Source organism: Pseudomonas gebzensis (assembly GCF_034427815.1).
Taxonomy (GTDB): domain Bacteria; phylum Pseudomonadota; class Gammaproteobacteria; order Pseudomonadales; family Pseudomonadaceae; genus Aquipseudomonas.
Genome location: NZ_JAXQNS010000001.1, coordinates 711,038 through 734,668, shown reverse-complemented (window position 1 = coordinate 734,668; position 23,631 = coordinate 711,038). Strand labels below are relative to the sequence as shown.

The 23,631-nt window shown below is 64.6% G+C and carries 27 protein-coding genes; 11 read left to right on the top strand and 16 right to left on the bottom strand.

The annotated features are described in order from the left end of the window. The first annotated feature begins 198 nt into the window (after positions 1-198). From SJI00_RS03525 to SJI00_RS03515, 3 genes are all read left to right on the top strand, one after another. Entirely contained in the window at positions 199-1,776 is a 1,578-nt protein-coding gene (locus SJI00_RS03525; RefSeq protein WP_322460345.1) for an aldehyde dehydrogenase (NADP(+)), read from the top strand. 2 nt (positions 1,777-1,778) lie between these two features. Then, complete coding sequence (locus SJI00_RS03520) at positions 1,779-3,026, top strand: NAD(P)/FAD-dependent oxidoreductase (protein ID WP_322460344.1); 1,248 nt, start codon at positions 1,779-1,781, stop codon at positions 3,024-3,026. Positions 3,027-3,118: 92 nt separating this feature from the next. After that, entirely contained in the window at positions 3,119-3,631 is a 513-nt protein-coding gene (locus SJI00_RS03515) for a P-loop nucleotide/nucleoside kinase family protein (RefSeq protein WP_322460343.1), read from the top strand. A 137-nt stretch (positions 3,632-3,768) separates the two neighbouring features. On the opposite strand, the gene gstA is transcribed toward SJI00_RS03515, so the two are convergent. The 5 genes from gstA to SJI00_RS03490 form a co-directional block, all read right to left on the bottom strand. After that, positions 3,769-4,386, bottom strand: a complete 618-nt coding sequence (gstA, locus tag SJI00_RS03510; RefSeq protein WP_322460342.1) for a glutathione transferase GstA — start codon at positions 4,384-4,386, stop codon at positions 3,769-3,771. A gap of 14 nt (positions 4,387-4,400) precedes the next feature. Further along, positions 4,401-4,745: a hypothetical protein gene (locus SJI00_RS03505; RefSeq protein WP_322460341.1), complete on the bottom strand. Its 345-nt coding sequence runs from the start codon at positions 4,743-4,745 to the stop codon at positions 4,401-4,403. A 10-nt stretch (positions 4,746-4,755) separates the two neighbouring features. After that, the gene (locus SJI00_RS03500; protein WP_322460340.1) at positions 4,756-5,553 is read right to left on the bottom strand and encodes an SDR family NAD(P)-dependent oxidoreductase; all 798 of its coding nucleotides are present in this window, start codon (positions 5,551-5,553) and stop codon (positions 4,756-4,758) included. Then, positions 5,553-6,329, bottom strand: a complete 777-nt coding sequence (locus SJI00_RS03495) for an alpha/beta fold hydrolase (RefSeq protein ID WP_322460339.1) — start codon at positions 6,327-6,329, stop codon at positions 5,553-5,555. Before SJI00_RS03495 ends, SJI00_RS03500 begins: the two co-directional genes overlap by 1 nt. Positions 6,330-6,615: 286 nt before the next feature. Further along, complete coding sequence (locus tag SJI00_RS03490) at positions 6,616-7,023, bottom strand: LysE family translocator (RefSeq protein WP_322460338.1); 408 nt, start codon at positions 7,021-7,023, stop codon at positions 6,616-6,618. Here SJI00_RS03490 and SJI00_RS03485 point away from each other — a divergent pair. Beyond that, complete coding sequence (locus tag SJI00_RS03485) at positions 6,942-7,235, top strand: LysR substrate-binding domain-containing protein (protein WP_416220985.1); 294 nt, start codon at positions 6,942-6,944, stop codon at positions 7,233-7,235. The genes SJI00_RS03490 and SJI00_RS03485 overlap by 82 nt on opposite strands. A 40-nt stretch (positions 7,236-7,275) precedes the next feature. Here the strand turns inward: SJI00_RS03485 and SJI00_RS03480 are convergent, their stop codons facing one another. Continuing rightward, the gene (locus SJI00_RS03480) at positions 7,276-7,932 is read right to left on the bottom strand and encodes an SMI1/KNR4 family protein (protein WP_322460337.1); all 657 of its coding nucleotides are present in this window, start codon (positions 7,930-7,932) and stop codon (positions 7,276-7,278) included. Positions 7,933-7,975: 43 nt separating this feature from the next. Beyond that, on the bottom strand, positions 7,976-8,497 hold the full coding sequence (locus SJI00_RS03475; protein ID WP_322460336.1) for a hypothetical protein: 522 nt from the start codon (positions 8,495-8,497) through the stop codon (positions 7,976-7,978). 297 nt (positions 8,498-8,794) lie between these two features. On the opposite strand from SJI00_RS03475, the gene tri1 reads away from it, so the two are divergent. Then, complete coding sequence (tri1, locus tag SJI00_RS03470; protein ID WP_322460335.1) at positions 8,795-9,820, top strand: ADP-ribosylarginine hydrolase Tri1; 1,026 nt, start codon at positions 8,795-8,797, stop codon at positions 9,818-9,820. Positions 9,821-9,872: 52 nt separating this feature from the next. On the opposite strand, the gene SJI00_RS03465 is transcribed toward tri1, so the two are convergent. From SJI00_RS03465 to SJI00_RS03450, 4 genes are all read right to left on the bottom strand, one after another. Beyond that, positions 9,873-10,694 carry a DUF2314 domain-containing protein gene (locus SJI00_RS03465; protein ID WP_322460334.1) on the bottom strand — a complete coding sequence of 274 codons (822 nt, stop codon included), beginning with the start codon at positions 10,692-10,694 and terminating at the stop codon, positions 9,873-9,875. A gap of 135 nt (positions 10,695-10,829) precedes the next feature. After that, on the bottom strand, positions 10,830-10,979 hold the full coding sequence (locus tag SJI00_RS03460) for a DUF2256 domain-containing protein (protein ID WP_322460333.1): 150 nt from the start codon (positions 10,977-10,979) through the stop codon (positions 10,830-10,832). Positions 10,980-11,136: 157 nt separating this feature from the next. Next, positions 11,137-11,826 (bottom strand): LrgB family protein, encoded by a 690-nt coding sequence (locus SJI00_RS03455; protein WP_322460332.1) that lies wholly within the window; start codon positions 11,824-11,826, stop codon positions 11,137-11,139. Further along, positions 11,826-12,287 (bottom strand): CidA/LrgA family protein, encoded by a 462-nt coding sequence (locus tag SJI00_RS03450; protein ID WP_322460331.1) that lies wholly within the window; start codon positions 12,285-12,287, stop codon positions 11,826-11,828. Before SJI00_RS03450 ends, SJI00_RS03455 begins: the two co-directional genes overlap by 1 nt. 105 nt (positions 12,288-12,392) lie before the next feature. Between SJI00_RS03450 and SJI00_RS03445 the strand changes: the two genes are divergently transcribed. Then, complete coding sequence (locus SJI00_RS03445) at positions 12,393-13,289, top strand: LysR family transcriptional regulator (protein WP_322460330.1); 897 nt, start codon at positions 12,393-12,395, stop codon at positions 13,287-13,289. A gap of 196 nt (positions 13,290-13,485) precedes the next feature. After that, the gene (locus SJI00_RS03440) at positions 13,486-14,544 is read left to right on the top strand and encodes a DUF1176 domain-containing protein (RefSeq protein WP_322460329.1); all 1,059 of its coding nucleotides are present in this window, start codon (positions 13,486-13,488) and stop codon (positions 14,542-14,544) included. 26 nt (positions 14,545-14,570) lie between these two features. Here SJI00_RS03440 and SJI00_RS03435 read toward each other — a convergent pair whose 3' ends face one another. Beyond that, entirely contained in the window at positions 14,571-14,708 is a 138-nt protein-coding gene (locus SJI00_RS03435; RefSeq protein WP_322460328.1) for a hypothetical protein, read from the bottom strand. A gap of 235 nt (positions 14,709-14,943) precedes the next feature. On the opposite strand from SJI00_RS03435, the gene SJI00_RS03430 reads away from it, so the two are divergent. Then, the gene (locus tag SJI00_RS03430; protein WP_322460327.1) at positions 14,944-16,047 is read left to right on the top strand and encodes a sigma-54 interaction domain-containing protein; all 1,104 of its coding nucleotides are present in this window, start codon (positions 14,944-14,946) and stop codon (positions 16,045-16,047) included. Positions 16,048-16,342: 295 nt separating this feature from the next. Here the strand turns inward: SJI00_RS03430 and sfnG are convergent, their stop codons facing one another. Both sfnG and msuE read right to left on the bottom strand, forming a co-directional pair. After that, positions 16,343-17,434 (bottom strand): dimethylsulfone monooxygenase SfnG, encoded by a 1,092-nt coding sequence (sfnG, locus tag SJI00_RS03425; RefSeq protein ID WP_322460326.1) that lies wholly within the window; start codon positions 17,432-17,434, stop codon positions 16,343-16,345. Positions 17,435-17,461: 27 nt separating this feature from the next. Continuing rightward, positions 17,462-18,025: an FMN reductase gene (msuE, locus tag SJI00_RS03420; protein ID WP_322460325.1), complete on the bottom strand. Its 564-nt coding sequence runs from the start codon at positions 18,023-18,025 to the stop codon at positions 17,462-17,464. A 337-nt stretch (positions 18,026-18,362) separates the two neighbouring features. Here msuE and SJI00_RS03415 point away from each other — a divergent pair, with 337 nt between their 5' ends. After that, positions 18,363-19,601 (top strand): acyl-CoA dehydrogenase family protein, encoded by a 1,239-nt coding sequence (locus tag SJI00_RS03415; protein WP_322460324.1) that lies wholly within the window; start codon positions 18,363-18,365, stop codon positions 19,599-19,601. A 343-nt stretch (positions 19,602-19,944) separates the two neighbouring features. Here the strand turns inward: SJI00_RS03415 and SJI00_RS03410 are convergent, their stop codons facing one another. Then, positions 19,945-20,370 carry a winged helix-turn-helix transcriptional regulator gene (locus SJI00_RS03410; protein WP_322460323.1) on the bottom strand — a complete coding sequence of 142 codons (426 nt, stop codon included), beginning with the start codon at positions 20,368-20,370 and terminating at the stop codon, positions 19,945-19,947. A gap of 117 nt (positions 20,371-20,487) precedes the next feature. Here SJI00_RS03410 and SJI00_RS03405 point away from each other — a divergent pair, with 117 nt between their 5' ends. After that, the gene (locus SJI00_RS03405; RefSeq protein WP_322460322.1) at positions 20,488-21,258 is read left to right on the top strand and encodes an SDR family oxidoreductase; all 771 of its coding nucleotides are present in this window, start codon (positions 20,488-20,490) and stop codon (positions 21,256-21,258) included. Between the two features lie 314 nt (positions 21,259-21,572). On the opposite strand, the gene yiaY is transcribed toward SJI00_RS03405, so the two are convergent. Next, complete coding sequence (gene yiaY / locus SJI00_RS03400; protein ID WP_322460321.1) at positions 21,573-22,721, bottom strand: L-threonine dehydrogenase; 1,149 nt, start codon at positions 22,719-22,721, stop codon at positions 21,573-21,575. A gap of 491 nt (positions 22,722-23,212) precedes the next feature. On the opposite strand from yiaY, the gene SJI00_RS03395 reads away from it, so the two are divergent. Next, a complete protein-coding gene (locus tag SJI00_RS03395) occupies positions 23,213-23,482 on the top strand; it encodes a zinc ribbon-containing protein (protein ID WP_322460320.1) in 270 nt (89 codons plus the stop codon). The last annotated feature ends 149 nt before the right edge of the window (positions 23,483-23,631 follow it).

Genomic DNA, 23,631 nt, shown 5'->3' with positions numbered 1-23,631 from the left:
CGAGCGAAAGTGATTCACTGTAGGCGCGAGGGGAAGGCCTGGCGCTTGCTCGCGAAAACGCCTAGGCAACGCCTCTACGCTCGATAAGCGCGCCGGCCCTGAGCGCTTGGCGAGCAAGAACCAGGCGCCCACCTCGAGACTGCACCACATCCTTAACTGACTGGCATTACGCCACAGCCCTCTTTCCAAGGAAGCCCCATGACCCTCACAGGCAATCTGCTGATCGGCCAGACCCCGGTCACCGGCACCCGCGACCCCATCCACGCCATCGACCCGGCCACCGGCCAGGCGCTGCAGCCGGCTTACCGCGGCGGTAGCGGCGAACACGTGGCCCAGGCCTGCGCCTTGGCCGATGCGGCATTCGATACCCTGCGCGACACCACACTGGAACACCGCGCGCAGCTGCTTGAAGCGATTGCCGCGCACATCGAAGCACTGGGCGACACCCTGGTCGACCGCGCCGTGGCTGAAAGCGGCCTGCCCAAAGCACGCATTCAGGGCGAACGCGGGCGCACCTGCACGCAGTTGCGCCTGTTTGCCCGCGTGGTGCGGGACGGCGAATGGCTCGACGTGCGCGTCGATCCGGCCCAGCCAGCGCGCCAACCGCTGCCACGCCCCGACCTGCGCCAACGGCAGATCGCCCTGGGGCCGGTGGCGGTGTTCGGTGCCAGCAATTTCCCCCTGGCCTTCTCGGTGGCGGGTGGCGATACCGCCTCGGCACTGGCCGCCGGCTGCCCGGTGGTGGTCAAGGCGCACAGCGCCCACCCCGGCACCAGCGAGCTGGTGGGGCGCGCAGTGATGAGCGCAGTGGACCAGTGTGGCTTGCCGGAAGGTGTGTTCTCGCTGGTGTACGGCGCGGGCAACGAGGTGGGCATTGCGCTGGTCAGCGACCCGCGCATCAAGGCCGTGGGTTTCACCGGTTCGCGCAGCGGCGGGCTGGCATTGTGCAAAGCGGCGCAGGCTCGACCAGAGCCGATTCCCGTGTACGCCGAGATGAGTTCGATCAACCCGGTGTTCTTGTTCGAGCACGCCCTGGAGGCGCGCGCCGAGGCCCTGGCACAAGGTTTCGTCGCCTCGCTCACCCAAGGCGCCGGCCAGTTCTGCACCAACCCCGGTCTGCTGATCGCTCGCCAGAGCCCTGCCCTGCAACGCTTCATCGACGCCGCCAGCGCACAGCTCAAACACGCCGCAGCGCAGACCATGCTGACGCCGGGCATTGCCCGCGCGTATCGCGACGGCATCGACGCCCTGGCCGCCAACGGCAAAGCCACGACGGCTGCCAGCGGCCAGGCTACCCAAAGCGCCCACCAAGGCCAGGCGCAGTTGTTCGTGACCGACGCGCAGGCCTTTCTCACCGATCCGGCGCTGCAAGCCGAGGTGTTCGGCGCCGCGTCACTGATCGTCACCTGCACCAGCGATGCACAGGTCCGCGAAGTGGCTGAGCATCTCGAGGGCCAGCTGACCGCCACCTTGCAGCTGGACGACGCCGACATCGAGGCGGCCCGCGCACTGCTGCCAACGCTGGAGCGCAAAGCCGGCCGCCTCCTGGTCAACGGCTGGCCAACCGGCGTGGAAGTCTGTGACGCCATGGTCCACGGCGGCCCCTTCCCGGCCACCTCCGATGCGCGCACCAGCTCGGTGGGCACAGCGGCGATCCTGCGTTTCCTGCGGCCCGTCTGTTACCAGGACTTCCCCGATGCGCTGCTGCCCCAGGCTCTCCAGCACGGCAACCCGCTGCACCTGCGGCGGCTGCTTGACGGCAAGCGGGAAGGCTGAGCATGGAGCAGACTCGCACGAGCGATATCGTCGTGGTCGGCGCCGGCATCATCGGCGTGGCCTGCGCGCTGCAACTGGCGCGTCAGGGCCGTCAGGTGGTGCTGGTCGATCGCCAGGCGCCGGGGCATGGCGCGTCCTGGGGCAATGCCGGGCACTTGGCCACCGAACAGGTGTTCCCCATCGCCGACCTGTCGATCCTCAAGCGCCTGCCACGCATGCTGCGGGACCCGATGGGGCCACTGCGCCTGGACTGGAAATACCTGCCCCAGGCCCTGCCATGGTTCACCCGCTTGCTGCTCAACCTGCGGCCTGCGCCGTTTCAGCGCAGCATTGCAGGCCTGCGCGCGCTGAATGAGGGAAGCCTGGCGGCCTGGCAGCGGCTGCTTGAGTCAATCGGGCGCAGTGAGCTGTTCCATCAGGACGGCTCGCTGCTGGTGTTCGAGCGTGAGGATTCCCGAGAGGCGATGGCAGGTCTGCGCGTGCGCATGCAGGCGCAGGAGGTGCCGGTAGCGCTGTGGTCTGCCGGCGACGTGCAGGCGGCAGCCCCGCAATTGAATCCTGCGCTGCTGGGCGGTTTGTTCTTCCCCAGCACCGGCCACTTCATCGACCCCTACCGCGTGCTGTGCGAGCTGTTCGCAGCAGCCCAGGCCAGTGGCGTGCGTTTCGTCCAGGCACAGGTGAACGACGGGCAGCTGCACAGCGGCGGTGTGCGCCTGGCCAGCGACGTCGGCCCGTTGCACGCCCGCCAAGTGCTGCTGTGTTGCGGCGCCCACTCCGCGCACCTCACCGCCGCGCTGACCGGCCGGCGCGTACCGCTGGACACCGAACGGGGTTATCACCTGATGCTGCCGACCGAACGCCAGCGCTTGCCCTTCGCCGTCACCTCGCTGGAACGCAAGTTCATCATGACCCCCATGAGCGGCGGCCTGCGCCTGGCCGGCACGGTGGAGTTCGCCGGCCTGGAGGCGCCGCCCAGCCTGCCGCGCGCCTGGCAGTTGCATCGCCTGAGCCACGGGCTGTTTCAACGCGAGCTGAGCCGCGAAGGGGCGACGCCCTGGATGGGCATGCGCCCTTCCCTGCCCGATTCGCTGCCGGTGATCGACCGTGTGTGTGAGGGCCGCGTGTTGTTGGCGTTCGGGCATCAGCACCTGGGGCTGACCCAAGCGGCGCTGACGGCCGAATGGGTGGGGCAGTTGGCCGAACGCGCAGGGACCAGCCAGACCCATGCGTATCGCCTGGATCGCTTTTAGGCTGCACATTGCGCATGCTGCGCAGGGAGCGGCCCTGCGAGTGCGGGGCCGCTCGGCATTCTGCGCCCTCTCTGCCAAAGGACACCTTGCACATGCCTACCCTTCATTTGCTCTGCGGGAAGATCGCTTCCGGGAAATCCACCTTGGGCGAAACGCTGGCGACCCGGCACGCTGCCCTCCTGCTCAGTGAGGACCACTGGCTATCGGCGCTTTATCCCGGGCAGATCACCTCGGTAAGCGACTACGTGCAACACGCCAGACGCCTTCGCGCCGTGGTCGGCCCACTGGTCACCGACCTGTTGAGCAAGGGGCTGGAGGTGGTATTGGACTTCCCGGCCAACAGACCCGAGGACCGTCAGTGGCTCGGCGGTCTTGCCACTGCCGCAGGCGCTACGGCGCTGCTGCATTACCTCGAACTCGACGACGCGCTCTGCCTGGAGCGCCTGCAGGCCCGCAACGGCCGTGGCGAGCACGCATTTTCGGCCACACAGGCCGAGTTCGAGTTGATCACCCGCCATTTCCAGGCTCCGCACGCCGATGAAGGCTTGCAGGTGCGCACGCACGGCAGTATTGACGACTCGAGCGCATTGCCGCGCGACGCCTGACTGGCCCTGAGTTCACCGGCCGACGACGCGCAGCGTTGCTGCGCCTGTAAAAAAGGCCTGAGCGCCGCGCCACTCAGTGACAGCGCTGCGATTCAGGCGATTCAGGCGATTCAGGCGATTCAGGCGATTCAGGCGATTCAGGCCACCGGAGCCGATGCGGCTTCGGCCTGCAAGGCGTCGATGACCGATGGCCGCGCTGCAACCCGCTGGCGGAACTGAACAAGCGCCGGGAAGGCGCTCAGATCGACGCTCAAACGGTCGGTCCAGCCCAGCACCGTGAACAGGTACGCATCCGCCACGGTGAAGTGCTCGCCGCACGTGTAGTCGTTCTCGGCCAGCACGCGCTCCATGTAGGCCATGCGTCGGCTCAGGCGTTCGCGCAACACGGCTTTGACCTGGTCGGGAATGGCGTCATTGAACAGCGGGCTCATGCCAGCATGCAGTTCGCTGCCGATGAAACTCAACTGCGCTTGCAGCTCGGTACGCTGCAACGTGCCGTTGGCCGGGGCCAGACCGGTTTCGGGGCGCAGGTCAGCGAGGTACTGCAAAATCGCCGGGGCTTCGGTCAGTACCGTACCGTCGGCCAGTTCAAGCGCCGCAACATAACCTTTGGGGTTGATCTGATAGAAGTCACGACCATCGGCGGTGCGCTTGCTCTGGTTGTTTACCCGGATCAAGGTAAACGGCAGCGCCAGTTCACGCAGAGCGATGTGAGAGGCGAGTGAACAGGCGTACGGAGCAAAGTAGAGTTTCATCGGCAGTGTCCTGATCAGAAGAAGTCAGCAGTATTCTCCACTTTGCTGCTGTGCAGAAGAGGGGCTTGGCTGATGACGGAGTCAAACGCGTTGCGCTGAGCACGCTGGGCCATGCCTCGAACCTGCGCGCAATGGGCAAAATGCTCCAGAGGTGCGCGTTTTCGGTGGCGGACAATTCGCAGTTGGCCAAGCCTGCCTCGACGTTGCGCGAAGCGTCTTGAGACGTCGACCCAGCACGGCGAACTCAGCCAAAAACGGCGCTTTCCCACGGTGGGAAGCGCCGTCATGACGTCTGCGCTATTGCTGCGCGGTGACGCAGCGCCCTTGCCGACAGGTGTCGAGCGCGGCGCCTTGTTCAAGCACCGCGCCTCAGTTCTGCACCGCCTGCACCGACCCGCCATCCACGCGCAGGTTGCTGCCGTTGATGAACGACGCACGCTCGGACACCAGCAAGGCAATCGCCGCCGCGACTTCTTCGGGCTGGCCGCGACGCTGTTGCACGATGCCGGGGCGCTCCTCCTTGAGGAAACTCTTCACCGCGTCCTCGAAGCTGACACCTTCCTCTTCAGCACGTTTTTTCATCATGCCGTCGGTCATGCCGGTTTCGATGAAAGCAGGTGCCACCGTGTTGCACAACACGCCGTAGGCCGCTTCCTTGTAGGACAGGTTCTTGATGAACGCGCCCAGCGCGGCCTTGGCCACGTTGTACACGGCCTCTTCCCAATAAGGCTGCACCGCGTTTTCCGACGTGATGCACACCAGCCGGCCCCAGCCGCGCTTGCGCATCGCTGGCACGGTAGCCCGGGCAATGCGCACGGCACTGAAGAAATCGGTAGACCAGGCTTGTTCATAGTCTTCGTCAGCCAACGCCAGCGGATCGCCCTTGGCCCCGGTCACGCCGGCGGTGTGAATCACGATGTCCACTTGGCCAAAACGCGTTTCAGCCTGCTGCACCAGCTGATCGACCTCGGCCTGCTGGGTCATGTCGGCAGCAATCAGCAACGGCTCGCCCGCCAGGCCCTTGGCCGCGCCGTTGAGCGCGTTCTGATCGAGGTCGGTCAGCACCAGTCTGACACCCTCCTCAGCCAACAGGCGCGCGGTGGCCAGGCCGATACCGCCTGCTGCGCCACTGATCAATGCCACACGGTTTTTCAAGCCTAAGTCCATCAATGGTCTCCTTCAGGGATACGAACAGCGATACGGTGAGCGAATGCGAGCATGGGTTCGGCCAACGCCTGCGGGGTCTGCAGGGGCATCAGGTGCCCGGCGCCGGGCAGTGTCAGCAGCGTGCTGTCGGGAAAGTGCGCCAGGGTGGTCCGTTGCTGCTCGGCCGCCGCGGGCACCTGGGCGTCGTCCGCGCCGCAGATCAGCAGCGCCGGGTACGGCAACTGGCCGATACGGTCTTGCCAGTCTTCGCGGCTGCCGTGGTCGACCCAGGCGCGCCAGGCATCGAGGCTGAGCGCCTGAGCATCGGCAATGGCGACTTCGCGCAGCGCATCGGGGAGCCGGTGGCAGCTCGACTCATCGACGAAGGCTTCGGCATCTGCACGCGACGCCGTGTAGGCACGCTGTTGGTCGCGATCCTCTTCACTCATCGGCTGCGGCCCGGGTGGCGAGGGGGCGACCAGGATCAGGCCTTCGAGGTAGTCAGGGCGTCGCGCGGCCAGCACCACAGCCACTTTGCCGGTCATCGAGTGGCCGACGAGGATGCAGCGTTCGAGCTTGAGCTGGCGAAGGGTTTCATCGACCTGATCGGCCATCGCTTCGACGGTGTAGCCATGAACCTCGCTAGCATCACCGAAGCCCGGTGTATTGAGGGCGATGCAGCGGTACTCGCGGTCGAGAAAAGGCAGCGTAGGCCCCCAGGTACGGTGTGAGCCGCCGAGGAAGTGCATCAACACGAAGGTGATCGGGCCTTGGCCCTGCTGGCTGTGTGGGAGCATCGCACGCCTGTCTCATGGGGTTTCACAATGGAGAGGGCCGCGTAAAAAGGAGTTCATTTATTTGCGCAGCGGGGCCTGCGTCCACAGCCAGGCCGGCGTGCCGTTGCGGCCTCGAGCGTGGCGACTGACAGCGCATTCAGCACGCCCTGGCGGACCCGGCAAGGCCTGTCGACGTCGTGGCCTGTTTCCTCGACCGCGACCACCGACCACGACAAGCCCCGCCCGTGTCAGCGCCCTACCCCGGGCAGGATCAGGCTGATGCCCAGGCCGATCAACAGCGAGCCGATCACTCTGTCGATGACCTTCTGCCTGGCCAGCAAGCGCTGGCGCAGCGCGTCGGTCGAAAGAACACGGCAACCAGGCTGAACCACACCGCATGGGCTGCCGACATGAACACACCATAGGCAAAGTGGGTGGCCAGCGCGTTGTCGGCCTGCACGACCTGGCTGTAGGTGGCGACCACGAACGGCAGGGTCTTGGGGTTCAAGGCGTTGGTCAGAAAGCCCATGCCGAACGCCTTGCCTGCCGAAGGGCACGGAGCGCTCGAACAGCCGACCTGCAACGCCGATGTGCTGGTGAGCGATTGCCAGCCGAGGTAGATCAGATAACTGGATGCGTTTGTGCGACGTGGAGGCCCCCCGTTCGACGCAGCTCGACTATGAGCGCTTCTACCTGTGCCTGCAGACAGCTGCATCGGGGCTGGGTGTGAGTATGGCGTCTGCGCTGATGGTCGAGGACGAACTGCGCTCCGGCCAGTTGATGGCACCCTACGGATTCGTGCGTGACGGTTCGACCTACTGCCTGTTGTCACCCAAACCCTTTGGTGAAAGCCCGAAGTGCGAGGCGTTCCTTGAGTGGATCACCCTGCAGATGCACCTCAGCATTCAGCGTCTTCAGGCGGGCTGAACGCCTTCGAGAATGTCGCCCATCGACCCTGAGCTGCCCATCATGCCGGCTTCCCGGGCGCTACTGCGAACAATGACGCAACGGCATCGAGAAAGTGGAAGGTCGCCGGTGTTCGGGTGTTCAGGCTCATGCCGCCATCGTCTTCCTCACGCAGCACGAACTGGCCGCCCTCGAGTTGCTCGACCAGCCACGTCAGGAAGGCGCCGAACGAATCGGCCAGCACGTACTTCTCGTCCTCGTCCCGGCCAAAGTTGATGACCTGCCCCACAGTGCCTTGCGTATCAGGGTCCAGATCGACACCCAGGTAATTCCCGCCGTAATCGTAGGCGAAGGGAATCCAGTAGCGGTTGGCATACAACGGCTTGATCGCGCCGGGCGTGGCCGAGCGTGAAAACGCGCTGGCTTCATCACGATCTTCCGGGGTCCACGCGTCGATGATGTCGTTCCAGGATTGCCAGTGGGCGCGGGCCTGGGCCAGTGACAAGAAGGTGAGGCCGAAAAAAGGGCCGGTATTGACTTCACACCCTTGGCCATCGTGCGTTCGGTAGAGGGCTTTCAGACACTCGGGCAAGGGTCGGCCGATGAGCGCTTCGAACGCGTCGAGCGCAGCTTCCGAGCAACCGGGTGACAAGTCTTCACGCAGGTCGGGAAGATGGGCCTCGAGCCAGTGTTGCAGTCGTTCAATCGACGTGTTCATGACACCGTTGCTCCTGGTCGGTACGGGCGATGCGGGCGCGGGTTCACAGGCATCCCAATGCGTCATCGGGGTCGCAGGTCAGGTGCGGGATGACCTGTTGCAGGTCATCGACCAGCACCTTCGTGCAGCGTTTATTGGCCACCTCAACACCCGATGCGTTGGTCACGGCCACGCCAGCGGTACGCCCGCGGGCTTCACCTGCCTCGCCGTCGTAGTTGCTGTAGACGCCATAGGTGTAACCGGCGCTGGTGAACTTGATGAGGCTGTAGTCCACCTGGTAGCGCACATAGTGATTGGCGTTGAAGTCTTTCAGCGAGAACCCTGCCTTGGGGTACTGCAGTTCGGTAACACCCTTGCGCGCGTACCGGTACTGCAAGCCCTGCAAGGTGTCGCCCTGGAAGTTGCCACACACTGCCAACGCCCCACCCCCCGCGACTTCGCACTGCAAGACTGCGCGCGCGTTGCCACAGACATCGGCAGGCGCGGCAAAGGCAAGGCCCGGACTCAGCAAGATGACAATGCTCAGGCAACGCTGACGCATGAATACCGATTCACTCCATTTCATCGACGAGGTTCCTGATGCGTCATGTGCGAAGGACAAGCCGGGATGGCCTGCTCATTGACTATCGATGGGTTCGATTTGTTCGTGGCTCATCGACCGCCAATCCGCGGGCAAGATTCCGGAGTGGGCCGGGGCGCAGTCAAGGACGTGCGCAGGGCGCATCATTGCACGAAAGGCGCTTCAGGATTGAGAACGACTTCAACAAACCCCACATCGAGAGATTCAGACAGGAACATTCACTCAGTAGCGCGCACAAACCGCTGTACCCATTGCGCGAACACGCCCTCGCAAAGGACACCTATGATCGACCTGCGCAGCACACCCGAGGCCTTGAGCCTGCATGTCCGTCGCTATGACGCGCTACTGCCGTCATCCGCCAGTGACGCCCCAGTGGCCGCCAGGCCCAGTGCCCGCAGCCTCGATGCAGCGCAAGCCCTGGACCGCGCCCAAGGCGCCTTGCTGGGCCTGGCCATCGCCGATGCCGTGGGCACCACGCTGGAATTCCAGCCCCGTGACCGAAATCACGTGCACGACATGGTCGGCGGCGGCCCGTTTCAACTCGCACCTGGCGAGTGGACTGACGACACCAGCATGGCCCTGGCCCTGGCCGATACCTACCTGAGCCATGGCGCCTTCGATTACGACACCTATGCCAAAGCGTTGCTGCGCTGGTATCGCCACGGTGAGAACAGCGCCAACGGCCGCTGTTTCGACATCGGCAACGCCACCCGCGAGGCCCTGCACGGCTGGGAACTCCAGGGCAAGCACTGGCCGGGCAACCGAGAAGCATCGAGCGCAGGTAACGGCTCGCTGATCCGCCTGGCGCCGACCGCCCTCTTCCACCGGCACTCGCTGAGCGCGACCTGGCACGGTAGCGCGGCGCAAAGCGAGGTCACGCACCGCGCGCAGGAAGCGATTCAGTGCTGCCAGCTGTTCGGCGCGCAACTGCACCTGGCGCTCAACGGCGCAGACAAACACGAAGCACTGGCGCCGCTGGTGTGCGCGCTGTCGCCCCGCCCACTGATCATCAATGCCGGCGAATACAAAACCAAATCCCGCGAGCAGATTCGCTCGTCCGGCTACGTGGTCGACACGCTGGAGGCGGCCTTGTGGGCGGTCTGGCACACCGACAACTTCCGCGATGCCGTGCTGCTGGCCGCCAACCTGGCGGATGATGCCGACAGCGTGGCCGCCACGGCGGGGCAATTGGCGGGCGCGCTATACGGGGTGTCGGGCATGCCAGCAGACTGGGTGGCGAAGGTGGCGTGGTCGCAGCGGATTCGTGAATTGGCGACCCAGCTGCATGATCGTGCACCGCTGGCGTGAGCGCCTGAACCCCATACGCCGCCGTTGTATGTCCAAAGGCGGCGACTGAATTTCACGCCTGGCCACGCAGCAAGCGAGCGACGCGTTCCCAGCCGGCGGCCTCGGCCAGTTGTGCCGGTGTCTGCCCGTCTGCGGTCAGGGCCGAGGCATCGGCGCCGTGTTGCAGCAAGGCGCGCACCACGGGAAAGTTGCCCGCCAGGGCTTCGCGGTGCAACAGCAGCCAGCCAGCCTGATCGGCGTCACTGACCATGCCTGGGTGCTGGCGCAGGCCTTCTTCGACCTTCTGTTCCATGTTCAGCGCCATCGGGTGGTCACCCGCGTCCAGGGCTTGCAGGGTCAGCCGGTCCTGCGCTGTGTCCAGGCCACGGGTCAGGCGCTGGGCGGGCTGATCAGGCGCCTGCGGCACCAGTTCGATCACACCCGGCTCGCCGAAGTCCATGCCCCAGGCCTGGTCATGTTCGTCACGCTCGGCAGGACTCATGTCGCTGCGCATCAAGTCGATGGTGAAGCCGCCGCAGACCGTGCCCTGGCTCACGTACATCCAGTCATTGAGCCGCGAAAACGGCAGGGTCACGTACTCCGACGCCTTGAATTCGGTGGCCCATTGCGGCTCGTTGAGCAGCACACCGGTGATGGTGGCGCCGTCGAAATCGATGTCGTTCAGCCACATGTTCTCGATGGTGGGCGCCCGTGGATCGTCGCTCTGCACCGGGAACGACATCTTCACGGCCGCGATTTCCAACGCCGGCACGATGCGGCGCATCTCCCACGACAGTTCACGCCAGAAGAACTTGAACGTGGCCTGGGCGTTGGCGATGGCCGTCTGGAAAGCAGCGCTGTGGTCATCGGCGGAAAAGATCGGTTGCTCGGTCATGCGGGGCGTCCTTGAATGAGGGGGCTTTAGCGGCAGGGCAGCAGCACCGCTGAGGGGCTCAGCCCACTTTGAGTCCGCTCGCAGGCAAAGTTCACCGCAGACCCGGCCCGTGCCACGCGGCGGCCCGGTTGCGGCTCAGGATGTCGACTGGATCACAGCGCGTTGCCGCCGGCAGCGCTCCGAGCAGTAGCGCACCTCGGCCCAACAGCGCGCCCATTTCTTGCGCCAGGTGAAGGGCCGAGCGCAGACGACGCAGTGTTTGATGGGGAGATCGCTTTTCTTCATGTCAGGTTCCCGGGCCGTCACATTACGACTGTTCGACTTACGACTGTTCGACAACGGCGGCTGGCGAGACGTGCCGTTTGCCAAGCGCACCCTGCAACGCACACGCCGCTGAGAGTATCGCGCGCTGCCCTGCGGCAGCGCGATCACGCGCGGCCATTCAGGCCACTGCCATCGCGATCAGCGGCGAGGCCAGCACCATCAGCACGCCGCTGAAGATCATCGTCAGGCTGGCCACAGCGCCTTCTTCCTGGCCCAGCCCGCGCGCGATGCTCATGCCAAAGCCATGGGCCGCACTGCCCAGCGGCGCCCCCTTGGCCAGCCGCGTGCGCAAGGGGATCAGCGTCAGAACCAGCTCGCCCAGGACGATGCCGAACACGCCGGTGATGACCACGAACAGCCCCGTCAACTGGGCCGTGCCGCCCAGATGCGCCGTGGCCTCCAGCGCAAACGGGGTAGACACCGAACGCGACAGCAGGCTGCGCGTGATCGCCTCGTCCAGCCCCAAGGCGCGGGCGGCGAGCAAGGTCACGCCCACCGACACCACGATGCTCGCCACACTGCCAGCCAGCAGCGCCAGCCAGTACCGGCGCACAATCCGCCGGTTGTTGTAGATCGGCAAGGCAAAGGCCACCGTCGCCGGCCCGAGCAACCACACCAGCCAACGGGTGTCCTGAAAGTACAGCGGGTAGCTCGAAGAGGTGGCCTGGACCAGCGCGATCAGCAGGACCGAGGTGACGATTGCCGGCGTTAGCCACACCCGAGGATGGCGCCTGTAGACAGCCTGGTTGCCATAAAACAGCGCCAGGGTGACGAGCAGAAACAACAGAGAGATCACAGCGTCTTTCATCACGACACCTTCTCACTGACCACTGGGCGACCGCTGCGCAGCTGGGTCAGCTTGCCGTATTGCCGTTTGCGAATGCGCTGACAGATCAGCTCCACCACACAGGCAGTCACCAGCATCACCGACAAAAAGCCCACGCCAATCGCCGCCAGCAATTTCAGCCCTTGATGCTCGAACAAGTCGGTGTATTGCACGATCGAGACCACCAGCGGAATGAAGTACAGCAGCATGTTGGCCAGGATCAGCTCGGCCCCCGCCTCGACCCAGGCCGGCTTGACCACACCGGCCAGCAGCAGCGCCACTAGCAGCGCCATGCCCACGATGCCGCCGGACAACGGAAGCGCCAGGCGTGTGGCCAGGCGGTCGGCAACCCACCACAGCGCGCTCAGCAGCGCGACTTGGGCGAGGGCCTTGGCCCAACGAGCGCCGAGGCTGGAGGCATGTACACAGGGGAGAGACGACATTGCTGGGGTACCTGACGCTTCACTCGAAGCACACAGGCTAACGATTGCTTTTTAAAAGAAAAAATGAATTAAAGTTATGAAAATGATGCACAACAGGCATGCACCATGGACATTCGCGCATTGCGCTATTTCGTAGCGGTGGTCGATCAGAAAAGCTTCACCAAGGCCGCCAGGCAGTTGCACCTCACCCAGCCGACCGTGAGCAAGATGGTGCAGTTGCTGGAGCAGAGCTTCGGCGTGCCGCTGCTGGCACGTGAAGGCAAGCGGTTTACCGTCACCGACGCCGGTGACATCGTGTACCAGCGCGCCCAGGAGATGATCGCCGTGCACGGGCGCATGAAGCGCGAAGTAGAGGCGCTGCAGAAGGTCGAACACGGCGTGCTGCGCATGGGCCTGTCGCCGTCTACCCATTCGATTCTGGCGCCGGTGTTTGCGGCCTATCACGCGGCGTATCCGAACATCGAGCTGAAGCTGTTCGAGATCGGCAGCAACGACACACTCGGTCATCTCAGGGACGGCGTGCTGGAAATGGGCACGCTGCTGGACTTTGCCGGTGCAGGTGACCTGTGGTCTGAGTTCGAATCCCTGCCGCTGTTCGAGTCACCGCTGTGCCTGCTGGCGCCCAAGGACTCGCCCTGGCAGGGGCGAGACAGCGTGGCGCTTGGCGAGCTGTCGGAGCGCGAATTCATCCTCTACGGCGATGCCTTCGCGCTCAATGACATGGTTCAGGCGGCCTGCGCCGAAGCGGGCTTCGCGCCCAGGGTCAGCGGGCGCAGTGGGCAATGGGATTTCATGGCCTCGCTGGTCAGCCTGGGGGTCGGCATCGCGTTGTTGCCCAAGGTGTTCTGCGACACGCTCGATGCGCAACGCTTCACGGTGGCCGAGGTGCACTCGCCGGCGCTGAACTGGAAAGTGTCGCTGGCGTGGCGGCGCGACGGGCAGCTGTCCTTCGCGGCCAAGGCCTGGCTGGCGTTGGCCAGGGCGAGGTTGCTCAAGGGTTGAGCCATGCGCCGGCTCAGCCAGCACGGCGCTGCCGGCAAGGCCAAAGGCCGCCTGCCGGAATCTGGCGCTGCTGGCAGCGTTGGCAGCTTTTGTTATGAGGCCTGCGTTTTTTCTTGTGCGAAGCGCCCTCGCCTGCTGCGCAGGGCGTGCGTTCATGCGCTAATCGACTGCCCTTCCCGATTCGGTCATCCGCCCTATGCGCCGCCTTTTCGCCCTGCTGACCTGCCTGGTCGCTTGCACCAGCCACGCCGCCGACACCCCGCCCCTGTCCCGCGACATCAAGGACTGGAACGTCACCTGCGACAACGTGCGGACCTGCACCGCCGTGTCTACCCGCCCGGCCAGTGCCGAGGCCGGCGAGTTGTACTTCCCCCTGCGCATCACCCGCCAAGCCGGGCCGCAGGGTGCACTGCGCGTGGGCGTGTTCAGCTACATCGAGCTGCACGGCGACCCGCTGATCGATGGCCAGCCTGTGCGCATGCCCTTGGTGCAACGCAAGCGATCCGACTATGACGTGTCGGCAGTGCCCGAACTGCGCAGCGCGACCGGCGCGAGCGCCCTGACCTTCATCAAGGCGCTGCGCAACGCCCATGAACTGGCCTTCAGCACCTCGGACGACCCCACCACCGCCTCGCTCGACGGCATGACCGGCGCGCTGCTATTGATCGATGACATACAAGGCCGCGTCGGCACCGTCACCGCCCTGGCCCGGCCAGGCGCCGCACCGGCCAGTGACGTGCCGGCGGCGCCCGCAGCACCCGTGGCGCCGGCCTGGACCGCGCCGGCCCCGCTGGATAAAGGCGTGGCAGAACAGGTGCTCAAGGCGGCCATGGATGCCAGCCGCCAGCAATGGCAACGCGATGTAGTGGATGACGATGAGCCCAAGGGTGAAGTGCATGCGTTGAACGCCGAGCAGGCACTGCTCATCGTGCAGACTGGCTGCAGCGCCTACAACTGCGCCTACCGGCTGTACGTGACGCCCCTCGCCGACCCCGCGCAGGTGAAAGGCGCCCCCTTCGAGGAGGGCGTGGTGCTGCCGGATGTGGAGCCTGACGGCAGCGTTGCCTTCGACCCGGCGACGGGCGAACTGACCAGCCTGACGCTGGCCATGGGCATGGGCGGCTGCGGCACAACGGCGCGCTGGCGGTATGACGGTGCGCGGTTCGTGCTCATCCACGCCGCGCAGATGAATGCCTGCATGGGCTTGAGCGACCACGACTGGCCGGTGCTGTGGGAAACCAAGGCGCAGCGGTAAACGACTGGCGTCACGCCCTGGCAGGGCTATTCACCTTCGGCGTCGGGCTCCTCATCCTCAGGCTCCAGCGGCTTCACATCATGGTTGGCAGGCTTGCGTGGATCGTTGACGAAAGGCACCTGGCTGGGGCCTTGTTCTTCCTGACCGGCGGTTTCGGGTTGCATGGGGCGTCTCCAGGTGGGGTTGCCTTTGGAGGCCCTGGCGCGAAGGTATGTTCCCGCAAGGATGGAGGAATCTACGTGCCACGAACGAAGCCTTGCCGGCAAATGGGCGGATTCACTGCACCCCAGCGACGAACCAATATTCCTTAAAAAACTATAAATAGGATTTTTTAGTATTTTTTTAAACATCCACACCCCTCTATAACTGCCTGCACGCCCATGCTTAACAGGGACTCCCATGCAGCTGCTGACCCTTCCCCCCTCGCCCGCTCTGGCCACCTCGATCCGCGCCACCGCCCAGGTGTTCAAAGACCCCCGATCACAGGCGTTGCTCGCCCACCTGCAGCAAGTCGCCCCCAGCGAGGCCAGCGTGTTGATCATTGGCGACACCGGTACAGGCAAAGAGTTGGTCGCCCGCCATGTGCACACCCTGAGCGCCCGGCGCAACGGGCCGTTCGTTGCGGTTAATTGCGGCGCGTTTTCCGAATCCCTGGTGGAGGCCGAACTGTTCGGCCATGAAAAAGGCGCGTTCACGGGGGCTCTGGCCGCCAAGGCCGGCTGGTTCGAAGAGGCCAACGGCGGCACTTTGTTTCTCGACGAAATCGGCGACTTGCCGCTGGCCATTCAGGTCAAGTTGCTGCGCGTGCTGCAGGAGCGTGAAGTGGTGCGCCTGGGCTCGCGCAAGAGTATTGCCATCGACGTGCGCGTGGTCGCTGCCACCAACGTGCAGTTGGACAAGGCGATCGGCGCCGGCAATTTCCGCGAAGACCTGTACTACCGCCTCAACGTCGTCAGCGTGCAGCTGCACCCGCTGCGTGAGCGGCCGGGCGACATCATGCCGTTGACCCGGCACTTCATCAAAACCTACTGCAGCCGCCTGGGTTACGGCGACGTGCGCCTGAGCCCCGACGCCGAGCGCAAGCTCATGCGCTACGACTGGCCCGGCAACATTCGCGAGCTGGAGAACGTCATTCACCACACCTTGCTGGTGTGCCGTAACGGCCTGGTGCAGGACGCTGACCTGCGTTTGTCGCACCTGCGCATCGAGCGTCATGGCCAGGCCCAGGCAGCGCCCGTCCAGAGTGCCGAGCAACAACTGCTGCGCGCCTTCGAGCGCCTGTTCGAGGAGCAGGCCGGCGCCTTGCATGAGACGGTCGAAGACAGCCTGCTGCGCAGTGCCTACCGTTTTTGCCACTGCAATCAGGTGCACACCGCCCGCTTGCTGGGGCTGAGCCGCAACATCACCCGCGCGCGGCTGATCGCCATCGGCGAGCTGGTGGTCAACCGGCGACGCGCACAGAGCCAGGCACACGCCGAACGGGCGCTGCAACTCTCGATCTAGAAAGTAAGCACCGCCAAGGGCTTCGACCATGCCGGCCTGCGATGGCCTGTCCAGCTTGCCGGGTTTGTTGCGTGGCTCGCGGTGCACAGCGTCAGCCGCCCGTTGGCTGTTTTGCGCAGTGCACAGCGTCAGCCGCCCGTTGGCTATTTTGCGCAGTGCACCGCCTCAGCCGCCCGTCGGCTGCTTTGGCGAGGTGCGCGGCCAAGCCGCGCGCCCGCAAGCGCAATCCAGGTGAGCGGCCGCCACCGCGTCAGGCCGCCATGCGGCCCTTCCGAGGGGGAAGTTCACGGCAGGTTCAAGCCACAGCTCGCGCTGCCACTTGCTGTTGCTCCAGCTCACGCACCAGCGGCAGCACGTGCTGGCCGAAGTACGCCACTTCTTCCTGAAAATGCAGGAAGCCGGACAGGATCAGATCCACGCCAACGGCCTTGAGGGCCACGATGCGCTCGGCGATCTGCCGCGGCGTGCCGATCAGGTTGGTCTTGAAGCCGTCGTTGTACTGAACCAGGTCTTCAAAAGTCGACTTGGCCCAGTTGCCCTCGCCCTCCGGGCTCGCGGCGCCGGCGTGCTTCGCCTCGCTGCCGAAACCATTGACTGCTTCCGGGTCGGCCTTGGCGATGATCTCGGCCAGCACGGCGCGGGCCTCTTCCTCGCTGTCACGGGCGATGATGAAGGCGTTCACCCCGACCTTCACCGAGTGGCCATTGGCCGCGGCCTTGGCACGCAGGTCGTCGACCTGGGCCTTGATGCCCTCGACACTGTTGCCGTTGGTGAAATACCAGTCCGATACCCGCGCGGCCATGTCGCGCGCAGCGCGCGAGCTGCCGCCCTGGAAGATCTCCGGATGCGGGCGCTGTACGGGCTTGGGTTTGAGGGTGTAGTCGTGGAAGCGGTAGAAGTCGCCGTGGAAGCTGAAGTTGTCCTGGGTCCAGATGCCCTTGAGGGCGCGGATGAATTCTTCCGAGCGGCGGTAGCGCTCGTCATGGTCGAGCCACGGCTCGCCGATGGCGCGGAATTCGCCTTTGAACCAGCCCGAGACGATGTTGACCGCGATGCGCCCGGCGGTGAACTGGTCGATGCTCGCCAATTGCTTGGCCGCCAGCGCGGGCGTCCAGGGGCCGGGCAGGATGGCCGCGATGACCTTGAGCTTTTCGGTGGCGGCCAGCAGCGCATGGCTGATGGTCACCGACTCGTGCTGGTTGTCGGCGCCGTAGCCGGCGGTGAAGCGGATCTGCGACAGCGCGTATTCGAAACCTGCGCGTTCGGCGATCTGCGCCAGTTTGCGGTTGTAGTCGATGTCCCAGCTGGTGCGCTGCTCGATCTTGCTGACTACCAGGCCACCGCTGACGTTGGGCACCCAGTAGGCGAATCTGATCGCTTGGCTCATGTGCAAATCTCCTGTCACTCGGTAGGGTCAGGCCGCGCTGGCGACCGGAAGAGGAAAGAACGCCTCGACGGTATCGAGCACCCGCTCGAGGCGTTCGAACTGCGTGGGGTCGACCAGGCGATGGCCGTCGTCGAAGGCCTCGACGCTGGCGTACAGGCCATAGGGCAAGGTGTGGGCCTGGAAGAAAGCGAACAGCGGGCGCAGCTGATGATCGATCATCAGCGCATGCCGCTCGCTACCGCCGGTGGCCGTCAAGACCACCGGCACACCTTTGAGCGACTGATGGTCGACCAGGTCAAAGAGGTGCTTGAACAGCCCGGTGTAGGACGCGCGGTAGACCGGCGAGCCGACCAGCAGCAGGTCGGCCTGCTCGATGGCCTGCAAGTGCGGCTGTAACTCGGCCGCTGCGCTGTCGCGCTCCAGCGAACCGGCCAAGCTGGCGGACAGCGCGGCGACGCGCACCCAGTGGACATGCACCTCCGGGCGCCTGGCCTGGAGTCGCTGCACCAGTGCTTCGAGCAAACTGTGGGTGCGTGACGGTACGCGCAAGCTTCCTGAGACGACGACAACCTTGATCGCAGTGGCGGTCATGCATTTTCCTCCTGCCCGACGGGCGTTGATGCCCAGAGCACTGAGCAGCAACCGTGCCAACCGCTTAATCCATTTAAAATCAGAGGCTTGCGAGGTGCAGCCCAAGGACACTGCTGTTGTGTGGGCCACACCCTGTTGAAGCGCTGACCGGAGGGCAACAGCAAGGGCCAGAGGCGGCATTGTGTGGCCAGCAACAGCCGTTCAACAGCCTGTTGCCAGCGCTACAGCCGAAACAGGCCCATAAGCTTCAACCCATTGATATATAAGCATTTATTGGACAGGCATGGCGTTTGCTATGCAGGTGCTTCTGCCTTCGCATCGACACAGGAGCATCACGATGACCGCCCAAGCCCATGTACCTCATCTGTCTACCGGCACCGACTACGCCACCCTGGCCGCCCGCTTCGGCCCTGTGTTCAGGCAGATTGCCGACGGCAGCGTCGAGCGCGAACGCCAGCGCAGCCTGCCGTACGAGCCGATCCGCTGGTTGAAGGAAGCCGGCTTCGGGGCCGTGCGTGTGCCCGTGGAGCACGGCGGCGCCGGCGCATCGTTGCCGCAGTTGTTGCAGCTGCTGATCGAGCTCGCCGAGGCCGACTCCAACCTGCCACAAGCGCTGCGCGGCCACTTCGCCTTCGTCGAAGACCGCCTCAACGCCCACGCCAGCGCCGCCCAGGACGTCTGGTTCAAGCGCTTCGTCAGAGGCGACCTGGTGGGCTGCGCCTGGACCGAAATCGGCGCGGTGAAGATCGGCGATGTCATCACCCGCGTCTCGCGTCAGGGCGAGCAATGGGTCGTCAACGGCACCAAGTACTACAGCACCGGCAGCCTGTTCAGCGACTGGATCGACCTGTTCGCCCGTCGCGACGACACCGGCGCCGACGTCATCGCCGCCGTCCGCACCCGGCAGCCGGGCATCACCTTGAGCGACGACTGGGACGGCTTCGGCCAGCGCACCACCGGCAGCGGCACCACGGTGTTGGTCAATGCCGTGGTCGAGCCGGAGCACATCATCGACTTCAGCACGCGCTTCAAATACCAGACCGCGTTCTACCAGCTGGTGCTGCTCGCCGTGATCGTCGGCGCCGGCCGCGCGGCGGTGCGCGACTTCAGCGCCGCAACGCGTAGCCGCACCCGGGTGTTCAGCCATGGCAATGCCCCGGCCGTGAGCCAGGACGCGCAGGTGCTGCAAGTGATCGGCAAGGCCAGCGGCCTGGTCTACGCCGCCGAGGCCGGCACCGTGCGCGCCGCCGAGGCCGCGCAACGCGCCTACCTCGCGCGCCTGGGCAACGACGACGCGGCCGAACGCCAGGCCAATGTCATCGCCGAGCTGGAATCGGCGCAAGCGCAGGTGGCCGCGGTGGACCTGGTGCTGCGCGCCACCAGCGACCTGTTCAACGCGCTCGGCGCCTCGACCACCAGCACCGGCAAACAGCTCGACCGCCACTGGCGCAACGCACGCACGGCGGCGTCGCACAATCCGGTGATCTACAAGGAACGCATCGTGGGCGACTGGCAGGTGAACGGCGCTGAGCCGCCGTATGTGTGGCAGATCGGTGGTGGCGCCAAGCAGGGCTGAACGTTGTTCCCCTCCAGACAGACCGACGCCAATCGGCGAGAGTGGGCTCGCCACGAGGCTGCTGAAGCGACCTCGACACTGATCGGTACAAGCGCCCGGTCCGGCGCTGCGGATTGCCGCGATGGCCGGCTTAGCCGGCCCAATTCGCGCCGCGCAATGAAGGTGGATTGCGGTTGCAGCATCAGAGGGGGATCGCGGGTGCAGCGCTGCCGCCTGCGCCTGCGGCGATCTGCAACTGGAGTAATTCGATGGAGACCCGGTCGTGGACGGTGAGCAGGGTGGGTCATCAGGTCCGTAGCGTGTGAAGGGATCCCCGCGTTGCGAGCAGGCACCGGTGCGGCTTCTAGCGAGCGGGATCAGTGCCCCGCGCCTCATACGCGCGCCGCGACGCCTCGATGGTCTGCCGATGCCGTTCGGCCCACAACCACACGCCACATAACGCCTCCCCCAGGCTCATGCCCATCTCGGTGAGGCGGTACTCGACCTTCGGCGGCACCACGGGGTAGACCGTGCGCAGCAGCAAGCCGTCGGCCTCCATCTGGCGCACGGTCTTGGTCAGCATCTTCTGGCTGACATTGCCCACCTGCGCGGCCAGCTGGGTGAAGCGCAGGCAGCCCTGTTCAGCCAGGGCCTCGATCACCAGCATCGTCCACTTGTCAGCGATGCGGCCGATGATTTCGCGCACCAGCCGATCCAGTTCCGGATCGACCTGGTCAGTGCCATGGGGCCATGCGGGGCTACGCGATGCAGGTTGGGTCGGGTCAGTCATGCCCATGGTTTCCTCGCGGTAAGTACGGCACTTTTCGGCGCGTACTTCCGAAGGACGCGCCAGCGAACTAGGGTACTGCATGTAGCACGTGTTCACTCATCAAGACGAGGATCCATCATGCACACCACAGGCAATACCCTCCTGGTCACCGGCGGCGGCAGCGGCATCGGCCTGGAACTGGCCAAGGCTTTCCTGGCACTGGGTAACGAGGTGATCATCGCCGGGCGGCGTGAGGCCGTGTTGCAGCAGGGCGTGGCGGACAATCCCGGGCTGAAGTACGTGGTGCTGGATGTCAGCGATGCCCAGGATATCCAGCGCGTCGGGCAAGCTCTGCTTCGTGAGCATCCCGCCTTGAATGGGGTGCTGCATGCTGCCGGGATCATGCGCGGTGAGTCGTTGAGGGTCGGCGCCACCGAGCTAGAAGAGACCGTCGCCACGAACCTGATGGGCCCGATGCGGCTCGACAGCCTCCTGATGCCGCATTTTCTGCAACAGCCCCATGCGGCGATCATCACCGTGTCATCAGGCCTGGCGTTTCTGCCGCTGGCGCTGACGCCCAGCTACAGCGCGACCAAGGCGGCGATTCATTCCTACAGCCAGTCGCTGCGCTATCAGTTGAAGGACACGAACATCCGCGTGCATGAAATCGCGCCGCCCTATGTGCAGACCCAACTGATGGGCGAGCGCCAGGCGAACGACCCGCACGCCATGCCGTTGCGCGAGTTCATCGATGAAGTGATGGGGATTTTCCAGCACTCGCCCGAGGCGGACGAAATCCTGGTGGAACGCGTGAAACCGCTCAGGTTTGCCGAACGCGGGGATGATTACGCGGGGTTCTTCACCCGCTTCAATGATCAGATGGCGGCGGCGCGGGAGTCGGAAGGCTAGCGCTGGCATCCAGCCTTCGGATTCATGAAGAGCGGCTTGTACAGCTTGAGATGACGTCATGTCGAGGCTGATCCGGCACCCTCAAGCACAGCATGTCCAGGGACGCGTCAACCCGTCAGAGCACTTTGGAAAGTGCGTATGCAGTCGCTGCCATACACTATTGGGTCGGTCTGAAGAGCCTTGAGCCGCAGGTCCGGCGAGGCTGTTTTCAACGCAGCATGACCAGGCATCAAGCCTTCTCAGACCGAACCTAACAAAACGCCCCGCACTTCCAACGAAGGCGGGGCGTTTTTCCAAGCCTCACGTCACATCGGTCACATCGCCGTGTGGAAAATCTGCTCGATCTCATGCTGATTGGCGGTGCGCGGATTGGTAAAGCCGCAGGCGTCTTTCATGGCATTGGTGGCCAGGGTCGGAATGTCGTCCACCTTGACGCTCAATTCGACCAGGCCGCTCGGAATGCCCACCTGCGCAGACAGCGTGCGGATGGCCGCGATTGCCGCAGCAGCGCCCTGTTCTGCATCCAGCTGCTGCGTATCGATCCCCATGGCGCGGGCGATGTCCTTGAACCGCGCCGGGCAGACGCTGGCGTTGAAGCTCGACACGTGGGGCAGCAGGATCGCATTGCACACGCCGTGCGGCAGGTCGTAGAAGCCGCCCAGTTGGTGCGCCATGGCGTGCACATAACCCAGCGACGCATTGTTGAAGGCCATGCCCGCCAGGAACTGCGCGTACGCCATGTTTTCCCGGGCGGCCATGTCATCACCCTGGATGACGGCGCTGTGCAGGTTGGCCGAGATCAGTTCGATGGCCTTGATCGCGCAGGCGTCGGTGATCGGCGTCGCTGCCGTCGACACGTAGGCTTCGACGGCGTGGGTCAGTGCGTCCATGCCCGTGGCGGCAGTGAGGCCTTTGGGCATGGCGGCCATCAGCGACGGGTCGTTGACCGACAGCAGCGGCGTGACATTGCGGTCGACGATGGCCATTTTCACGTGGCGCACTTCGTCGGTGATGATGCAGAACCGGGTCATTTCACTCGCCGTACCGGCGGTGGTGTTGATCGCGATCAGCGGCATTTGTGGCTTGGCCGATTGGTCCACGCCTTCGTAGTCACTGATGTGCCCGCCGTTGGCGGCGCACAGCGCAATGCCCTTGGCGCAGTCATGGGGCGAACCGCCGCCCAGGGAAATAATGAAATCGCAGCTGCTGCGGCCCAACAGTTCAAGACCGCTCTCGACATTGCCGACGGTGGGGTTCGGTTTGGCGCCGTCGAACAGGGTGGAGTCGATATCCTGCTGGGCCAGCAGGTTGGCGACCTTGGCAGCGACGCCGGCTTTGGCCAGGCCGGCATCAGTGACGATCAAGGCCTTGCGAAACCCGTATTTGCGGATGGCAAGCATCGCCTCGTCGAGGCTGCCAATGCCCATCATGTTCACGGCGGGAATGAAGAAGGTACTGCTCATGAGAGATCCTCTTTTTATTATGGGAACAAGGAAGTCAGGTGAGACGTGCTAGTCGTCTCGCAGGACGGCGCGCGTCTTGTTGTCCTCCTTGACGATCACGAGTCCGAGCCTAAACCTCTGCCGCCAGGCCGAAACGGTCCTTTGGCGGGCATTGGCTCGTTCTTTAGTACTGGGTACAGGTCCGCAGCGATTTCGCGAAGGGGCCGCTCGCACTTGCCATCGATGAAGCAAGGGGGATTTCCCGGCACCTACCGAAGAAGGCTGAGGTGCTGGCAGTGCGGGGCACACCTCTGCGACCTGCCCAGCGTGGGGGAAGATTGTTCGACGTTCTTGCACCGCGTCTTTGAGCACAGGGCGGCAGTCCGCGAAGGAGAATGAGGTAGGCTTGCAACGCCGTTGATCAATGACTCGACCCGGTTGGTCAGCACTGTTTTCGCACTGGCCGCCTCCGATTTCTTCAGAGGCCTCAAGCACCCTTCTGGAACCGACTGATGCCAACCTGCACGCCTGCCCGACGCTTGCATCGCCTGAACTGCACCGGCTGCGGCTGGACGCTGGCCATCCTCGCGCAGAGCGATGCGCCGCTGCACAAGTGCCCTTGGTGCGGTAGCAATGAATTCAGCGATCAGCCGCCAACGCAGGAGGGTGCGGGGCAAGTACTGGCGTGCAAGACACACGGACCGGTGGTGGTGCAGGTGCTCGATGCCGCGATCGATAGCGAGGACTTTCTCGATAACCTGTACTGCCCGTTCTGTCCTTGATTCACAGGTCAGTTGCACCTCGCAGCAGGCCTTCGCTCTTTACCCGTTCTTTACCTCGCGGTTTCGCTTTCTTGTGAAAGTCCAAGGTCTTAACGACCAGTAGCACCTGTTCGGTTACGCACGACGACGTGTCAGGCAGGTGTCGCCCG

Coding starts and splice junctions, on each gene's coding strand:
- SJI00_RS03525 (WP_322460345.1), top strand. CDS start 199: ATGACCCTCACAGGCAATCTGCTGATCGGCCAGACCCCGGTCACCGGC.
- SJI00_RS03520 (WP_322460344.1), top strand. CDS start 1,779: ATGGAGCAGACTCGCACGAGCGATATCGTCGTGGTCGGCGCCGGCATC.
- SJI00_RS03515 (WP_322460343.1), top strand. CDS start 3,119: ATGCCTACCCTTCATTTGCTCTGCGGGAAGATCGCTTCCGGGAAATCC.
- gstA (WP_322460342.1), bottom strand. CDS start 4,386: ATGAAACTCTACTTTGCTCCGTACGCCTGTTCACTCGCCTCTCACATC.
- SJI00_RS03500 (WP_322460340.1), bottom strand. CDS start 5,553: ATGGACTTAGGCTTGAAAAACCGTGTGGCATTGATCAGTGGCGCAGCA.
- SJI00_RS03495 (WP_322460339.1), bottom strand. CDS start 6,329: ATGCTCCCACACAGCCAGCAGGGCCAAGGCCCGATCACCTTCGTGTTG.
- SJI00_RS03485 (WP_416220985.1), top strand. CDS start 6,942: ATGCGTTTGTGCGACGTGGAGGCCCCCCGTTCGACGCAGCTCGACTAT.
- SJI00_RS03490 (WP_322460338.1), bottom strand. CDS start 7,023: ATGCAGCTGTCTGCAGGCACAGGTAGAAGCGCTCATAGTCGAGCTGCG.
- SJI00_RS03480 (WP_322460337.1), bottom strand. CDS start 7,932: ATGAACACGTCGATTGAACGACTGCAACACTGGCTCGAGGCCCATCTT.
- SJI00_RS03475 (WP_322460336.1), bottom strand. CDS start 8,497: ATGAAATGGAGTGAATCGGTATTCATGCGTCAGCGTTGCCTGAGCATT.
- tri1 (WP_322460335.1), top strand. CDS start 8,795: ATGATCGACCTGCGCAGCACACCCGAGGCCTTGAGCCTGCATGTCCGT.
- SJI00_RS03465 (WP_322460334.1), bottom strand. CDS start 10,694: ATGACCGAGCAACCGATCTTTTCCGCCGATGACCACAGCGCTGCTTTC.
- SJI00_RS03460 (WP_322460333.1), bottom strand. CDS start 10,979: ATGAAGAAAAGCGATCTCCCCATCAAACACTGCGTCGTCTGCGCTCGG.
- SJI00_RS03455 (WP_322460332.1), bottom strand. CDS start 11,826: ATGAAAGACGCTGTGATCTCTCTGTTGTTTCTGCTCGTCACCCTGGCG.
- SJI00_RS03450 (WP_322460331.1), bottom strand. CDS start 12,287: ATGTCGTCTCTCCCCTGTGTACATGCCTCCAGCCTCGGCGCTCGTTGG.
- SJI00_RS03445 (WP_322460330.1), top strand. CDS start 12,393: ATGGACATTCGCGCATTGCGCTATTTCGTAGCGGTGGTCGATCAGAAA.
- SJI00_RS03440 (WP_322460329.1), top strand. CDS start 13,486: ATGCGCCGCCTTTTCGCCCTGCTGACCTGCCTGGTCGCTTGCACCAGC.
- SJI00_RS03435 (WP_322460328.1), bottom strand. CDS start 14,708: ATGCAACCCGAAACCGCCGGTCAGGAAGAACAAGGCCCCAGCCAGGTG.
- SJI00_RS03430 (WP_322460327.1), top strand. CDS start 14,944: ATGCAGCTGCTGACCCTTCCCCCCTCGCCCGCTCTGGCCACCTCGATC.
- sfnG (WP_322460326.1), bottom strand. CDS start 17,434: ATGAGCCAAGCGATCAGATTCGCCTACTGGGTGCCCAACGTCAGCGGT.
- msuE (WP_322460325.1), bottom strand. CDS start 18,025: ATGACCGCCACTGCGATCAAGGTTGTCGTCGTCTCAGGAAGCTTGCGC.
- SJI00_RS03415 (WP_322460324.1), top strand. CDS start 18,363: ATGACCGCCCAAGCCCATGTACCTCATCTGTCTACCGGCACCGACTAC.
- SJI00_RS03410 (WP_322460323.1), bottom strand. CDS start 20,370: ATGACTGACCCGACCCAACCTGCATCGCGTAGCCCCGCATGGCCCCAT.
- SJI00_RS03405 (WP_322460322.1), top strand. CDS start 20,488: ATGCACACCACAGGCAATACCCTCCTGGTCACCGGCGGCGGCAGCGGC.
- yiaY (WP_322460321.1), bottom strand. CDS start 22,721: ATGAGCAGTACCTTCTTCATTCCCGCCGTGAACATGATGGGCATTGGC.
- SJI00_RS03395 (WP_322460320.1), top strand. CDS start 23,213: ATGCCAACCTGCACGCCTGCCCGACGCTTGCATCGCCTGAACTGCACC.